General features: G+C 26.9%; 13 protein-coding genes. 3 read left to right on the forward strand and 10 right to left on the reverse strand.

Annotation, left to right across the window (positions count from 1 at the left end; all coding sequences use genetic code 11):
- Nucleotides 1-44: 44 nt before the first annotated feature.
- Together rsmA and D9V67_RS00725 are read left to right on the forward strand one after the other, a co-directional pair.
- Complete coding sequence (rsmA, locus tag D9V67_RS00720; protein ID WP_158359122.1) at nt 45-857, forward strand: 16S rRNA (adenine(1518)-N(6)/adenine(1519)-N(6))-dimethyltransferase RsmA; 813 nt, start codon at nt 45-47, stop codon at nt 855-857.
- Between the two features lie 44 nt (nt 858-901).
- Nucleotides 902-1,717, forward strand: a complete 816-nt coding sequence (locus D9V67_RS00725) for a symmetrical bis(5'-nucleosyl)-tetraphosphatase (protein ID WP_158359124.1) — start codon at nt 902-904, stop codon at nt 1,715-1,717.
- A gap of 33 nt (nt 1,718-1,750) precedes the next feature.
- Here D9V67_RS00725 and folA read toward each other — a convergent pair whose 3' ends face one another.
- From folA to ribF, 8 genes are all read right to left on the reverse strand, one after another.
- Entirely contained in the window at nt 1,751-2,233 is a 483-nt protein-coding gene (folA, locus tag D9V67_RS00730; protein ID WP_158359126.1) for a type 3 dihydrofolate reductase, read from the reverse strand.
- 96 nt (nt 2,234-2,329) lie between these two features.
- Nucleotides 2,330-5,551, reverse strand: coding sequence for a carbamoyl-phosphate synthase large subunit (gene carB, locus D9V67_RS00735; protein WP_158359128.1), 3,222 nt, complete (start codon nt 5,549-5,551; stop codon nt 2,330-2,332).
- 17 nt (nt 5,552-5,568) lie between these two features.
- Nucleotides 5,569-6,729, reverse strand: a complete 1,161-nt coding sequence (carA, locus tag D9V67_RS00740; protein WP_158359131.1) for a glutamine-hydrolyzing carbamoyl-phosphate synthase small subunit — start codon at nt 6,727-6,729, stop codon at nt 5,569-5,571.
- Nucleotides 6,730-6,852: 123 nt separating this feature from the next.
- Nucleotides 6,853-7,671, reverse strand: a complete 819-nt coding sequence (gene dapB, locus D9V67_RS00745) for a 4-hydroxy-tetrahydrodipicolinate reductase (protein WP_158359133.1) — start codon at nt 7,669-7,671, stop codon at nt 6,853-6,855.
- 5 nt (nt 7,672-7,676) lie between these two features.
- Complete coding sequence (gene ispH, locus D9V67_RS00750; RefSeq protein ID WP_158359136.1) at nt 7,677-8,639, reverse strand: 4-hydroxy-3-methylbut-2-enyl diphosphate reductase; 963 nt, start codon at nt 8,637-8,639, stop codon at nt 7,677-7,679.
- A 69-nt stretch (nt 8,640-8,708) separates the two neighbouring features.
- Complete coding sequence (gene lspA / locus D9V67_RS00755; protein ID WP_158359139.1) at nt 8,709-9,164, reverse strand: signal peptidase II; 456 nt, start codon at nt 9,162-9,164, stop codon at nt 8,709-8,711.
- Nucleotides 9,164-11,983, reverse strand: a complete 2,820-nt coding sequence (ileS, locus tag D9V67_RS00760; RefSeq protein ID WP_158359141.1) for an isoleucine--tRNA ligase — start codon at nt 11,981-11,983, stop codon at nt 9,164-9,166. Before ileS ends, lspA begins: the two co-directional genes overlap by 1 nt.
- Nucleotides 11,984-12,013: 30 nt before the next feature.
- Nucleotides 12,014-12,955: a bifunctional riboflavin kinase/FAD synthetase gene (ribF, locus tag D9V67_RS00765; RefSeq protein WP_158359144.1), complete on the reverse strand. Its 942-nt coding sequence runs from the start codon at nt 12,953-12,955 to the stop codon at nt 12,014-12,016.
- A gap of 199 nt (nt 12,956-13,154) precedes the next feature.
- On the opposite strand from ribF, the gene rpsT reads away from it, so the two are divergent.
- A complete protein-coding gene (gene rpsT, locus D9V67_RS00770; protein WP_158359146.1) occupies nt 13,155-13,424 on the forward strand; it encodes a 30S ribosomal protein S20 in 270 nt (89 codons plus the stop codon).
- 53 nt (nt 13,425-13,477) lie between these two features.
- On the opposite strand, the gene dnaJ is transcribed toward rpsT, so the two are convergent.
- Together dnaJ and dnaK are read right to left on the reverse strand one after the other, a co-directional pair.
- Nucleotides 13,478-14,614, reverse strand: a complete 1,137-nt coding sequence (gene dnaJ / locus D9V67_RS00775) for a molecular chaperone DnaJ (RefSeq protein ID WP_158359148.1) — start codon at nt 14,612-14,614, stop codon at nt 13,478-13,480.
- Between the two features lie 113 nt (nt 14,615-14,727).
- Entirely contained in the window at nt 14,728-16,641 is a 1,914-nt protein-coding gene (gene dnaK / locus D9V67_RS00780) for a molecular chaperone DnaK (RefSeq protein WP_158359150.1), read from the reverse strand.
- Between the last annotated feature and the right edge of the window lie 345 nt (nt 16,642-16,986).

Genomic DNA, 16,986 nt, shown 5'->3' on the forward strand with positions numbered 1-16,986 from the left:
ATGTTTTCTATTTATTAACATCATAAAACAATAAGTATTTATTTATGAGTATAAAAATTTTTAAAAAACATTTTCCTTTAAAAAAATATGGACAAAACTTTCTTATTAATAAAAATATAGTAGATAATATTATTAAAAAAATACATCCAGAAATAGGGCAAACATTAGTAGAAATTGGGCCAGGATTAGCTGCTTTAACTGAACCTATGTGTCAATTATTAGATCAATTATTTGTCATTGAAGTAGACTATAATTTATTACTTTTATTAAAACAAAAATCATTCTATTCTAAATTAGTAGTTTTTTGTCAAGATGCTTTAACTTTTAATTTTACACAACTTTTTTATAAAAAAAATCAATTAATTCGTATTTTTGGAAATTTACCATATAATATTTCTACTTCTTTGATTCTTTTTTTATTTAAACATATTCAAGTAATTCAAGATATGAATTTTATGTTACAGAAAGAAGTTGCTGAGAGATTAATAGCTTTACCTGGAAATAAATCTTACGGTCGTTTAAGCATTATCTCTCAGTATTATTGTGATATTAAAATATTGTTAAATGCTATACCTGAAGATTTTTATCCTATTCCTAAAGTGCATTCTATATTTGTCAAATTGATACCTCATAATATTTCTCCTTATTTTGTTTATGACATTAATATTTTAAGTCTTGTTACAAATAAATCATTTCAAAATAGAAGAAAAATATTACGACATAGTTTAAAAGATTTATTTTCTGAAACAATTTTAGTACAATTAGATATTAACCCTAAATTAAGAGCTGAAAATGTATCTATATTGCAATATTGTCAATTAGCTAATTATTTATATAAAAAAAATCTTAAAAAATAATTTTTTTAAAATATTTTGATTTTAATTCAAAGAGAATAAGCTATATGAGTACTTATTTTATTAGCGATATCCACGGTTGCTATAAAGAATTTAAACTGCTTTTAGAAAAATCAGGTTTTAATAATAAAAAAGATTATTTATGGATTGCAGGTGATTTAGTATCAAGAGGACCTGATTCGCTTAAAGTTTTAAGATATCTATATACTTTTAAAAGTAGAGTAAACATAGTACTTGGTAATCATGATATAAATTTAATTGCAGTGTATTCTGGTATAAAAAAGAATAAAAAAGAAAATTTATTTGATGAATTACTTGCTTCTAAAGATAGTTTTAAACTAGTAAATTGGTTAAGACATCAATCTTTAATAAAAATTGATAAAAAACGTAAAATTATTATGGTTCATGCAGGTATTAGTCCACAATTAGATATCAATGCTTTGAAAATATATGCATTAGCTATTGAAGAGTTTTTATCTCATGACAATTATTCTTTATTTCTTGAAGCTATGTATAGTAGCAATATAATTTTTTGGGAGTCAAAATTAAATAGATTAGATCAATTAAGATATAGTATGAATATTTTTACAAGAATGAGATATTGTTATCCTGATGGTCGATTGAACATGTTTTATAAACAATCTCCAAATTTTATTAAGTATCCTCTTCAGCCATGGTTTTTAATGAAACAAAAAATTCCAAAAAATTACTCTGTTTTTTTTGGGCATTGGTCTTCTTTAAAAGGAACTTATATTCCTCAACCATTTTTTTCATTAGATGGTGGTTGTTGTTGGGGTGGAGATTTAAAAATATTTCGGTGGGAAGATAAAAAATGGTTTTCTCAATCTTCTTTACTTAAATAATAAAGTAAAATTTAATATTTAAAAGTATTGATATCATCTTGATAAGATTTCATAATGATAATTATAAGGATTGGAATCATTTTTAGTAAAATGTTTTCTAAATAGTACTTTCCAATAAGGATATAATTGATAATTAGGAAAATAAACATCGCCAATAATATCAATATCTATGTGAGTTAAATATAACTTATTCGCATAAAATAGCATTTTTTTATATATTTCACCTCCTCCGATAATCATGATTTCTTGATTATGTTTTGAAGAAATAATAGCATTAGATATAGAATTAGCCCAAATTATATCTTTATGTAGAATTTTTGTTCTACTAATTACTATATTAGTACGCATAGATAAAGGTTTCCCAATAGACTCCCAAGTCAAACGACCCATAATCACATTTTTATATAGTGTATTTTTTTTAAACCATTTTAAATCTTCTGGAAGATACCAAGGTATTTTATTATTACATCCAATTACTAAATTTTTAGAAACTGCAGCAATTAAACTTATATTCATATAAATAAAAACGTCCATAATATACATTATAAATATGTTTTACAACATATTTATAAATATTTAATTATATAAAAAATATATAGAAATTTTTTAAATTTAATGTATTTTTTTATGCATTTCTTGAAGTGATTTTACATTTTTAGTTGGTTTTTCATTTAAAGCCATAACAGTTGCAAACGCACCATTTATAGTTGTATCATAATGTACTTTGTATTGAAGAGCACTACGACATATTAATTTAGAATCTTTGATTCCTTGATAACATGCAGTTGTATTAATAATATAAGAATACTCTCCGTTTTTTAATCGATCTTGTATATGAGGACGACCTTCATGTACTTTATTAACAAGTCTAGAAGAAATTCCAGATTTTTTTAAAGCCATAGACGTTCCTTTAGTTGCGTCAATTTTAAATCCTGATTTTTTTAATTTAACTGCTAAATTTATAATATTATTTTTATCATCATCTCTTACTGAAAGAAGAACACGTCCTGATTTTTTCATGTTTGTATGTGCACCAAGCATTGCTTTAGAAAAAGCTTCCGAAAAGTTATTTCCGATACCCATAACTTCTCCTGTAGAACGCATTTCCGGACCCAATATAGGATCAACACCTTGAAATTTATCAAAGGGAAGAATAGCTTCTTTTACTGAAAAATATGGCGGAATAATTTCTTTTGTAAAACCTTGTTCTAATAGTGTTTTTCCATACATCACTCGTACAGAAATTTTTGCTAGTGCAAGACCAGTTGCTTTTGAAACAAATGGAACTGTTCGTGCTGCTCTCGGATTTACTTCAATAATATATATTTTATTTTTTTTAATAGCAAATTGTACATTCATTAATCCTTGTACAGATAATTCTATAGCTAGTTTTTTTACTTGTTTTCTAATTTCATATTGAATTTTATTTGTCAATGTGTATGCTGGTAAAGAACATGCAGAATCTCCTGAATGAATTCCAGCTTGTTCAATATGTTCCATAATGCCACCAATAAGTACTGTTTTTCCATCACATATAGCATCAACATCAACTTCTGTAGCATAATCTAAATATTGATCTAGTAAAATTGGAGTAGTATTTTTTTCTTTTAAATTTATTTTAAAATAATTTTCTAAACCATATACATTATAAACGATTTCCATTGCTCTACCACCTAGTACATAAGATGGTCTTACCATAATTGGATAACCAATTATTTTTGCTTGTTTAACAGCTTCTTCTAAAGTAAAAACTGTGGCATTTAAAGGTTGTTGTAGTTTTAATTTGTTGACAGTTTTTTGAAAACGATTTCGATCTTCTGCATTATCAATAGAATCAGGACTAGTACCAATAATTGGTACACCTTCTTTTTCAAATTGACGAGCTAATTTCAATGGTGTTTGTCCACCATATTGAATAATAACACCTTTAGGTTTTTCTATTCTGACAATTTCTAAAACGTTTTCTAATGTAATGGGTTCAAAATATAATCTATCTGAGATATCATAGTCAGTAGATACTGTTTCAGGATTACAATTAATCATAATTGCTTCAAAACCATCTTCTCGTAAAGCTTGAGCAGCATGTACACAACAATAATCAAATTCTATACCTTGTCCTATTCTATTAGGTCCACCACCTATTATAATAATTTTTTTATCATTTTTATTTGGATAGGATTCACATTCATCTTCCCATGTTGAATACATATATGCTGTTTCTGTTGAAAATTCTGCTGAGCATGTATCAATTCTTTTATATACAGGATGTAAATTGAGTTCATAACGTAGTTTTCTTATTTCACTTTCTTTTTTATTAGTGAGTATTGCGATTCGTTGATCAGAAAAACCTTTTCTTTTAATAAAATAAAAGAAATTATATTTTAATCCAATAAATTTATTTTCAATGATTTTCTTTTCTAAAAATATAAGTTCTTGAATTTGAATAAGAAACCATGGATCAATAGATGTTAATTCAACTACATCTGTTACAGACATACCTGCACGGAATGCATCTCCTATATACCAAAGACGTTCAGCTCCTGTTTCTTTTAATTCATGTCTAATTTTTATTAAATATTCTGGATCAGAAGAAGATATTTTAGAATCAAATCCGCTAGCACCGACTTCTAAGCCACGAATAGCTTTTTGGATAGATTCTTGAAAAGTACGACCTATTGCCATTACTTCTCCAACAGATTTCATTTGTGTAGTTAATCTATCGTTACATCCTGGAAATTTTTCAAAATTAAATCTAGGTATTTTTGTTACTATGTAATCTATTGATGGTTCAAAAGATGCAGTAGTATTTGTGCCTGTAATATCGTTGGCAAGTTCATCTAATGTATATCCTACCGCTAATTTAGCAGCAATTTTAGCAATGGGAAATCCAGTAGCTTTAGAAGCTAATGCAGAGGAACGAGAAACTCTAGGATTCATTTCAATAACAATCATTCTGCCATTTTTTGGATTAATAGCAAATTGTACATTAGAGCCACCAGTTTCTACTCCTATTTCTCTTAAAATGGACATAGACGCATTTCTCATTACTTGATATTCTTTATCAGTAAGAGTTTGTGCTGGTGCTACAGTAATAGAATCACCTGTATGAATACCCATCGGATCTAAATTTTCAATGGAACAAACAATAATACAATTATTATTTTTATCTCGTACGACTTCCATTTCGTATTCTTTCCAACCTATTAGAGATTCATCAATTAAAAGTTCTGTGTTAGGAGATAATTTTAGTCCTCGTTCACAAATTTCTTCGAATTCTTCATGATTATATGCAATTCCTCCTCCATGTCCACCCATAGTAAAAGAAGGTCGAATAATACAAGGAAAACCTACATTTTTTAATACTAAAAAAGCTTTTTTAATATTATGTGCAATACCACATCTTGCAGTTTCTAAACCTAATTTTTTCATAGAATGTTCAAATAATTTTCTATTCTCAGCTTTTTTAATAGCGTCAACTGTAGCACCTATTATTTGTACATTAAATAAATTTAAAATTCCTTTTTTATCTAATTCTAAAGCACAATTTAGAGCTGTTTGTCCTCCCATTGTTGGTAGTAATGCATCAGGTTTTTCTTTTTTAATAATTTTTTCTACTATTTTCCAATGAATAGGTTCAATATATGTCGCATCAGCCATTCCAGGATCTGTCATAATAGTAGCAGGATTAGAATTAACAAGAATTATTCTATAGCCTTCTTCTTTTAAAGCTTTACAAGCTTGTGCACCAGAATAATCAAATTCACAGGCTTGGCCAATTACTATTGGACCTGCTCCAAGAATTAAGATAGATTTTATATCAGTAGATTTAGGCATTTTTTTTCCCTAATAGATTACTGAGTTTTAGTTTTATGATAAATAATTAATTGAATAAAATGATCGAATAAAGAAGAAGCATCGTGTGGTCCAGGACTAGCTTCTGGATGTCCCTGAAAACTAAAAGCTAATTTATTTGTCAAAGATAATCCTTGTAACGTACCATCAAAAAGAGAACTATGTGTAATTTTTATATTATTTGGCATATTTTTATTATCTACGGTAAAACTATGATTTTGGGATGTAATGATCACTCGGTTCGTATGAATTTCTTTTACAGGATGATTGCCTCCATGATGTCCAAATTTCATTTTTACAATTTTAGCTCCACTAGCTAAAGCCAATAGTTGATGTCCTAGACATATTCCAAAAATTGGGATGTTTATTTTTAAAAAGTATTGAATAGCTTTAATGGCATAATGACAAGGTCTTGGATCTCCTGGTCCATTAGATAAAAAAACTCCATCTGGAAATAAATTTAATACTGTTTTAGGATCAGTAGATGCTGGAACAATTGTCAAATAACAACCTCTATCTACAAGCATTCGTAGTATATTTCTCTTGACTCCAAAATCATATACTACAACATGGAATAAAGATGTTTCTTTTTTAATAGAAAAGAATTTTTTTTTCTTTAGTAGAAAGCTTCCTTCACTCCAATTATAAGTAATTTGTGTAGATACTTCTTTTGCTAAATCTAAACCTTGTAAACTTAAAAAATTTTTAGCATTGTTATGTGCTATACAATAATTTTCTTTTTTATCTTCTATGATACATCCATTTTGTGAACCTTTTGTACGTAAAATACGCGTAAGTTTTCTTGTATCAACATCAGATATTGCAACAATATTATTTTCTATTAAATAAGAAGAAAAACTTTTTTTGTTTCTATAATTACTTGCAATAGGTGATAAATCACGAATAATCAGTCCTTTTGCATGAATTTTAGATGATTCTTCATCGTTAGAATTAGTCCCTACATTTCCAATATGAGGATGGGTTAATGTTATAATTTGATGTGAATAAGAAGGATCAGTGATGATTTCTTGATAACCAGTTATTGATGTATTAAACACAACTTCACCTACAGTTATTCCCTGTGCTCCAATAGCTCGTCCGTGAAATCTAGTCCCGTCTTCTAAAACTAGTACTGCTAATTGGCTCAAAACATCCTCCATTAAAAAAGTACTTTTTATGTTGATTTTTTTATATAAAACGTTTTTTATATTTTAACTAAAATTAATATTTTTGTCTATTATGATAATGAATATTTACATATTGGAAAATATTATAATAATTTATTACGTAGATGATAATACATCTGTCATATCAAATAAACCCATCTTTTTTTTATGTAACCATATTGCAGATTGTATAGCACCTTTAGCAAAACAGATTCTATTAGATGCAGTATGAGTAATTTTTATTTCTTCACCAGAACTAGAAAACATAACAGTATGTTTTCCTACAATATCACCAGAACGTACAACAGAAAAACCAATTTTTTTTGTTTTTCTAATTCCAGTAATTCCTGGTGTATAGTATATAGAATGTTTTTGTAAATCCCAGTTCATCACTTTTGATATTACTTTTCCTATTGATAATGCTGTACCTGAAGGAGCATCTATTTTATTACGATGATGAGATTCCATAATATTAATATCAGAATTTTTTCCTATAATTTCTGTAGATTTTTCCACTAGTTGAAAAAGCAGATTTATTCCTATACTAAAATTTGATGATATAATTATACCAATTTCTTTAGAGTGTATTTTTATAGTATGTATTTCTTCTTCTGAAAAACCAGTAGTACCAATAACAATATTTTTTTTTAATTCACTGCAATATTTTAAATAATGTAATGTAGTACTAGGATTAGTAAAATCAATTAAAACATCAAAGTCTTTGTTTTTTTTATGATTTAATTTATCAGTTGCAATTATACCTATTTTTCCTATTCCAAGTGATTCTCCAATATCTTTATTGATTAATGGATGATGTTTTTTTAATAATGCTAGTGTTAAACATGTGTTTTTATTTTTTTGTATTTCTTTAATAAGTATTTGACCCATTCTTCCCATAGGACCAGTAATTGCAATTCGTGTTTTGATTTTATTCATTATTTTTATTCTCCATTGTTATCTAATAATGTTTTTATAGATAATAGTCTTTTAGGTATTTTAAAGACTGTTTTTTCTTCAGTGCCTATAACTTCTATTGTCTGATTAGCACCTATTTTTTTTAAATACTGAATTACTTCTTTTACTAATATTTCTGGTGCAGAGGCACCAGCGGTAATACCAATATAATTAATATTTTTTAACCATTTTGTTTTGATATCAACATAAGAATCAATGAGTTTCGTAAATGTTCCTGTTTCTTTTCCTAATTCTGCAAGTCTATTAGAATTAGAGGAATTTTTTGATCCTACTACAAGTATCATATCGGTTATTTGAGATAGTTTCTGAACTGCTTTTTGACGATTAGTTGTTGCATAGCATATATCTTCTTTAACAGGACCAATAATGTTAGGAAATTTTTTTTTTAAAGCAGAAATAATGTTTTTTGTATGTGAAATTGATAAAGTAGTTTGGGTTACAAAATTTAATTGTTGATTATTTTCAATAGATAAATTATTTACTTCTTTTACATCTTGAATAAGATGTATTTTTCCATTTTTATTATCATATTGTCCTATTATACCTTCTACTTCAGGATGACCTTTATGACCAATAAGAATCGTTTCTGTCCCTTTTAAACTCAGTTTTGATACTTCTACATGTACTTTGGTAACTAGAGGACAAGTAGCATTTAAAATGATTAATTTTTTTTTAAGAGCTTCTTTTTTTACCTTTTTTGAAACTCCATGAGCTGAAAAAATTACTATAGAAAAGTCTGGAATTTGTGAAATTTCTTCAATAAAAACGACTCCCTTACGACATAATTGTTTGACTACATATTGATTATGTACTAATTCATGTTTAACATATATTGTTTTTTTATACATTTTTAATGCATTTTCAACTATTAAAATTGCTCTCTTAACACCTGCACAAAAACCTCTAGGATTAGCTAATATAATATCCACTATATATCTCTCCATAAATATTCATGTTGATGATAATAATTGAACATTATATAAAACTATTCAAACAATTTAATGATTTTTTCGTATCAGCATAAGAATACCAAAAAAAATACTACAATCAGCTATATTAAATGTAGCAAAATGCCAATTATTAATATGTATATCAATAAAGTCTATTACAAAACCATAAAAAATACGATCTATCAAGTTACCTATTGCACCTGCGATAATAAAAGAATAAGCTGTTATTTTATTATTTTCTTTTTTTTTAGTTTGTATGATGATTAATATAGTTAAAGTACTAATAATTGATAGCAACCATCTTTGTGATTTTCCCTGTGTAGATAACAAGCTAAATGCTGCACCATAATTGTGTATATGAAATAAATTTAATATCGAAAAAATTTTTTTTACATTATGTATCTTAATATGATTGGAAATCCAATATTTACTCAAAATATCAATAATAATAATGATTACTATTAAGATATAATTCCAATCTTTTTTTTGAATATTATTTTTCATTATATAAATGTACGTTTTTCACCATTTCCAACTGTATTCAAAATACAACGATTACAGATATCAGTGTTGTTTATATAATTTTCAATATCAATAGAATAATGCCAACATCGTAAACATTTTTGTTTTTTAATTTTTGTTAGAGATATTTTAAAATGAGCAATAGTTTTACTTGTTTTAGTGTTAGTAGGTGCACTCTCATAAGTTTTAACTATAACTTCAGATGTTAAAAATATAAATTTTAACTCTGTTCCTAATGATTTCAATTTTTTGGACAATTCAGGTAATACATACAGTATTATAGAAGCTTCAAGTGAATTATTAAGATTTTTATTTTTAATTTCTATCTCTAAAAATTTATTTACTTCATTTTTAATATTTATTATTTCATTCCAAAATTGATAATTGAAAAAATCATCTTGGTCTAAATGAAATAGTTTGTCAAACCACTCTTCTGTAAATACATATTTAGATTTTTTTTCTGGTAAATAATGCCAGATTTCATCAGCTGTAAAAGATAATATTGGAGCTATCCATCGAACTAATGAATGAATTATATAGTACATGGCTGTTTGACAGCTACGTCTTTCTTTACTATTAGTTTTTAAAGTGTATTGTCTATCTTTTATAATATCTAAATAGAAAGAACCCATTTCCATAGAACAGAAATACATTATACGTTGTATTACTCCATGAAAATTATAACTATTATAGAATTTAATAATTTCTTCTTGAACTATTTTAGTTTGACCTATAGCCCATTTATCTAAAGAAATCATTTCATTTTTATCTACTATATGTTTGTCAGGTTCAAAATCATTTATATTTGCAAGCAAAAAACGTGCTGTATTTCTAATTCTACGATATGTATCTGATGAATTTTTTAATATTTCGTCAGAAATAGAAATATCATTACAATAATTAGAAGATGCAACCCATAATCTTAAAATATCAGCTCCTAATTTCTGAACTATATCATTAGGACTAATAGTGTTACCAATAGACTTAGACATTTTTTGCCCTGTTCCATCAACTACAAATCCATGAGTTAATACTTTAGAATAAGGTGCTTTTCCAGAGATTAATGTTGATATTATTAAAGAAGACATAAACCAACCTCTATGTTGATCTGAACCTTCTAGATACATATCTGCACTATTTTTAGTATATTTTTTATTTGTATATTTGATTGAAGTATGTGTATTTCCTGATTCAAACCATACATCTAATATATCTAATATTTGAATATATGATTGATACTCTTGACCTAATATTTCTTTTAAATCTAAGTTCCAACACACTTGTATTCCTTCTAATTCTACTTTTTTAGCTATTTTTTCCATTAAAAAAGAGATTTTAGGATGAATTTCTCCTGTTTTTTTGTGTATAAAAATTGACATCGGTACACCCCATTTTCTTTGTCTTGAAATGCACCAATCAGGTCTTTTTTGAATCATATCTTTTATTCGAGATTCACCCCATTCAGGTATCCAAGATACTTTTTTTATTTCTTGTAAGCATTGATTCCTTAATTTAAATTGATCAATATTTATAAACCACTGGGGAGTTGCTCTATAAATAATTGGGCTTTTATGTCTCCAACAATGTGGATAATTATGCGTCAAAGATTCATAATGTAATAAAAGATTTTTATCAATTAGTAATTTGATAATAATTGGATTAGCTTTAAAAACATTTATACCATCTAATTGGGAGTGTGTTTCAGCAACATAGTTTCCATCAACATTTACGAAATGACTAGTTTTAATATTATATTTTTGACTGATTGTATAATCATCAGGACCGTGATCTGGTGCTGTGTGAACAGCTCCTGTACCAGACTCAAGATTTACATGTTTTCCTAAAATAACAGGTAGATAAATATTTTTTAGTAACGGATGTAAAAATGTTGTGTTTTCTAAAAATTTGCCTTTTATAGAATTAATTATCAACCATTTTTTTATTTTTAATTTATTAAATACATTATTAACTAATTCTTTTGCTATAATAAAATTTGATTTTTCAGTTTCTATTAATTCATATTCAAAATCTGGATGTATTGTAATTGCTTTACTAGATGGAAGAGTCCAAGGTGTTGTAGTCCAAATAGGAAGATATATTTCTTTATTATTTGATTTAGAAACATTAAATAATGTGTTTATTGTGAAATCACACTGACTCTTTAATGCTACAATAATTGAATCAGATTTTTTTTTAGAATATTCTATTTCTGCTTCAGATAAGGAAGAAGAACATTTTAGACACCAATATATAGGTTTAAAATCTTGATATAAATGTTTTTTTTTAATTATTTTAGATAAAGTTCTAATTATATTTGCTTCGTTTTTAAAATCCATTGTAAGATGAGGATTATTCCAATCACCTATAACTCCTAATCTTATAAAATCTTTTTTCTGTTCTTTAATTTGACTCTGCGCATATTGTCTACATTTTTTTTGAAATTCTAAAGTAGATATTGCTTTATTACATATTATTAATTTTTCTACTTTTTGTTCAATTGGAAGTCCATGACAATCCCATGATGGAATGAAAGGTGCATCAAAACCTGACATATTTTTAGATTTTATGATAATATCTTTTAAAATTTTATTAACTGCATGTCCAATATGAATATTACCATTAGCATACGGTGGACCATCGTGCAGAAAAAAAATTTTTTTCCCTTCATTTTTTTTTCTAATTAATTGATACAGATGATTTTCATTCCAATTTTTTAATATTTCTGGTTCTTTTTGTGCAAGATTTCCTCTCATAGAAAATTTTGTAATAGGTAAATTTAAAGTTTTTTTATAATCATTCATTATCTTCTCTTTATTTATTTTTTTTTGATATTAATAATTATGAATTTTAAAATAGTTTTTAACTATTAAAATATCTTGATAAATCTGATCTTTTAAAGCTTGTTTTGAAATAAAAATTTGTTCATTGCGTATTTTTTTATATAGCATTACTTCTATATATTTTCCATATAAATCTATGTTTTTATCGAATAAATAAACTTCAAGTATTTTATTTTTTTCTGTATTTATAAAACTAGGCTTAATACCAATATTACATATTCCTATACATATTTCATTAAAAGAATAACGTACTTTTACTGCATACACTCCATTTTTAAATAAAGCTTTTTTTTTTAAAAAAATATTTGCTGTAGGATAACCTAAAGTTCTTCCTCTTGCCTGACCATGAACTACACGACCAGAAATACTTACTGGACGACCAAGAAGTAGAGACGCCAGTTGTATATTATTTTTAGACAATGCAGCTCTAATATTTGTACTACTAATTTTAATATGATTTTTATATAAAGCTTTTATTTGTATAATTTTAAAGTGATATTGATTTCTTAATTTTTTTAAAAGATTAAAATCTCCACTTCTTTCAGCACCAAATCTAAAATCATCCCCTATGACTATAAATTTCATCTTTAGTTTATTTATAAGTATGTTTATGATAAAATCTTCTGCAGTTAAAGATTGAAAAGAACGATTAAATTTAATACATATAATTTTATTAATCTTATAAAATGAAATACGTTGTATTTTTTCTCGAAATGTTGTAATACGTATTGGAGAATTATAGTGTTTTAAAAATTCTAATGGTTGAGGTTCAAATAAAATTATGATGGTAGGTATTTTGTATTGCTTACCTATTTCACATACACAAGAGAATAATTTTTGATGACCTAAATGTATTCCATCAAAATTACCAATAGTAACAATTGAACGAGAAATTATTTCTTTAATATTATGAATACCTCGTATAATCTTCATTTTTAAAGTTGCCTTATTAATTAAATAAAGAAAATTATATAAAGATATTTATTATTTAAAATATTAGATATAATCTCTTCTATATACTATTTTTTATAGTATTCACAATAGTTTTAATAATAAAATATATTTTTAGTATATTCGTTAATATTAAATTTTCAAATAAATGTTTATTTTTTTAAAATTTAGAGGTAAAAAATTGGCTAATATTAAATCTGCTAAAAAAGATTCAGTAACATCTGAAAAGCGTCGAAAAAAAAATACTAGTCGACGTTCTATGATTCGTACTTTTATTAAAAAAGTACGTATGGCTATTATGTCCGGAAATAAAAATACTGCTCAAAATGCATTTAAAAAGATGCAACCTATTATTGATAGTCATGTAAATAAAGGGTTAATACATAAAAATAAAGCCGCACGTTATAAATCTAATTTATCGTTTCAGATCAATAAAATGTGTCAAGATTAGTATATGATAGTATTGCCTCTAATTTTAATTAAGAAGCAATACTTTATAATTTTTTATCGTGTTAAATCGTCAAAAAATCTTTTAACTCCATCAAAAAATCTTTTAGAACGAGGGCTATTATTTTCGCCTCTAAAACCATTTAAACTTTTTCCTAATTCATGTAAAAGATTTTTTTGTTGTTCGTTAAGATTTACTGGTGTCTCTACAACAACACGACATAACAAATCACCTTGATTTCTATTATGCATTGATTTTACTCCTCTTCCACGAATACGGAAAAGTCTTCCTGATTGTGTTTCATATGGTATTTTTAGTTTTACCCTTCCATCTAGTGTAGGCACTTCTATTTCACCACCTAATGCTGCCATAGTAAAATTTATTGGTACTTCACAGTATAAATTATTTTCTTCTCTTTCAAAAATAGGATGTTTTTTAACTGAAATCTGTACGTAAAGATCACCAGATTGCGCACCATGAGATCCAGCTTCCCCTTCGTTGTTTAGGCGAATTCTATCATTGTTATCAATACCAGGTGGAATTTTAACTAATAGTTTTTTATAGGTTTCTACTCGTCCTTGTCCATGACATCCATTACATGGATCTTTAATTATTGTACCGCTTCCTTGACATGTAGGACAAGATTGTTGAACAGTAAAGAATCCTTTTCTAATATGTATTTGACCTTTACCATGACATGTAGAGCATGAATGAGGTTTAGTTCCAATATTAGCACCACTTCCATGACATCTTTTGCATTTTTGAAGAGTTGGAATACGAATTTCTTTTTTAGTTCCTTTTACTGCTTCTTCTAACAATATTTCCATTTTATAGCATAAGTCAGATCCTTTTTTAGCTCTTTGAGATCTATTTCCACCAAAAATATCACCAAACACATCTCCAAAAATATCACCAAAATCTGAAGAGCTAGTAAATGTACTATATGTATTATTACTAGAATGACCATTTTCAAAAGCAGCATGTCCATATTGATCATATGCAGTTCGTTTTTCTTCATTAATTAAAATTTCATACGCTTCCTTTACTTCTTTGAATTTATTTTCAGCAGTTTTATCTCCTTGATTTCGATCAGGATGATATTTCATCGCTAGTTTTTTATATGCTTTTTTAATTTCACGTTCTTCAGCTGATTTTGTAATTCCTAAAATTTGATAATAGTCTTTTTTTGCCATGCTTATTTACTCGTCATCATTTTAAAATAATTACACGGGCGTAGATAATTTTCTACGCCCGTGTTAGTTTGAAGTCCGTTATAATTTTTTATTCTACTTTTTATCAGAAGTTATTATTTTTTAGGATCTTTAATTTCTTCAAATTCTGCATCTACGACATTGTCGTCTTTTTTATCAGATGATGTATTTTCTTCGTTTGATTTTTCTTGTGATTGTTTTTGATTAATTTCTACTAGCTTTGATGATAATTTTAAAAGCATTTGTATATTATTTTCAATTTCAGATTTATTTTCTCCTTTTAATGCTTTTTCTAATTTTTCTAAAGCCAATTCAATTTCTTTTTTATCATTTTCTTGAATTAAATCTTTATTTTCATTCAATTGTTTTTTTGTACTATGAACTAATTGATCACCTTGATTTCTGGTTTGAACAAGTTCTTCAAATTTTTGATCAGCTTCAGAATTAGCTTCTGCATCATTTACCATTTTTTGAATCTCTTCTTCATTCAGTCCAGAAGATGCTTTTATCGTAATTTTTTGCTCTTTTCCTGTTTTTTTATCTTTTGCAGATACATGGAGTATTCCATCAGAATCAATATCAAATGTTACTTCGATTTGAGCTGTACCTCTAGGTGCAGGTTGAATTCCATCTAAGTTAAATTGTCCTAAAGATTTATTATCTGATGATTTTTTACGTTCACCTTGTAGTACATGTATAGTTACTGCTGATTGATTATCTTCTGCTGTTGAAAACACCTGACTATGTTTAGTAGGAATTGTAGTGTTTTTATTAATGAGTGAAGTCATAATACCACCCATTGTTTCAATACCTAGTGATAAAGGAGTAACATCAAGTAATAAAACATCTTTAACATCTCCAGATAACACTCCTCCTTGAACTGCAGCACCGACTGCTACGGCTTCATCTGGATTGACATCTTTCCTAGGTTCTTTTCCAAAAAAATCTGCAACCTTTTTTTGTACCATAGGCATTCTTGTTTGGCCACCTACTAATATTACATCATTTATATCTGAAACTGATAGTCCTGCGTCTTTTAATGCTACTTTTAAGGGTTCTATAGATCGAGTAATGAGATCTTCTACTAAAGATTCTAATTTTGAACGAGTCACTTTAATATTTAAATGTTTAGGTCCATTAGAGTCTGCTGTGATATATGGAAGATTAACATCTGTTTGTTGCGCAGATGATAATTCTATTTTTGCTTTTTCTGCAGCTTCTTTTAAACGTTGCATAGATAATGGATCATTTCTTAAATCTATACCTTGTTCTTTCTTAAATTCTTGGACTAAATAGTTGATTAATCTACTATCAAAATCTTCTCCTCCAAGATGAGTATCTCCATTAGTAGCAAGTACTTCGAATGTTTTTTCTTTATCTACGTCGTCAATTTCAATAATAGATATATCAAATGTACCACCACCTAAATCATAGACAGCTATAGTTCTATTACCATTTCCTTTGTCTAAACCATAGGCAAGCGCAGCTGCTGTTGGTTCATTAATAATTCTTTTTACTTCTAATCCTGCTATTCTTCCAGCATCTTTAGTTGCTTGACGTTGTGCATCATTAAAATAAGCAGGAACTGTAATTACAGCTTCTTTTATTGGTTCTCCTAAATAATCTTCAGCAGTTTTTTTCATTTTTTTTAATACTTCTGCAGAAATTTGAGGAGGTGCCATTTTTTGTTTTTTTATATCAATCCATGCATCACCATTATCAGAATTAATGATTTTATAAGGCATTATTTTGATATCACGTTGCACTTCATCATCTTTAAATTTTCTACCAATTAAGCGTTTTATTGCAAATAGCGTATTTTGTGGATTAGTTATAGCTTGACGTTTAGCAGGTTGTCCTACTAAAACTTCTCCTTCTTGAGTATATGCAATAATTGAAGGCGTCGTACGATCACCTTCAGCATTTTCTAAAACACGTGGTTTGTTGCCATCCATAATGGCAACACAAGAGTTGGTTGTTCCCAAGTCAATACCAATAATTTTACCCATTAAATTTTCTCCTATTTAATATCTTGATCAATTGGGTTATCAACCTTTATGCGGCCATTTTTTTGGCTTTTAATAAGCTACATAGGATTGTATTGTTGTTTATCTTATTATCTGTAAAGTTGAATGATTATTAGATGGGGTCGCTTTTTCCGTCATCAAGGGTAGAGAGCAAAAAAAAATGAAGTAGAACTAATAGATTATCTGAATAATAATTTTTTAAAGATATATAACATGGAGATAATATATTTATTAAAATATTTAATATATAGTAAATTAGTAAATTTTATTTTTTTTACTATATGATTTAAATATATAAAATGATGTATATACTTTTTAAAATATCAA

The organism is Buchnera aphidicola (Brachycaudus cardui), assembly GCF_005081945.1.
GTDB classification, from domain to species: Bacteria; Pseudomonadota; Gammaproteobacteria; order Enterobacterales; family Enterobacteriaceae; genus Buchnera; species Buchnera aphidicola_AN.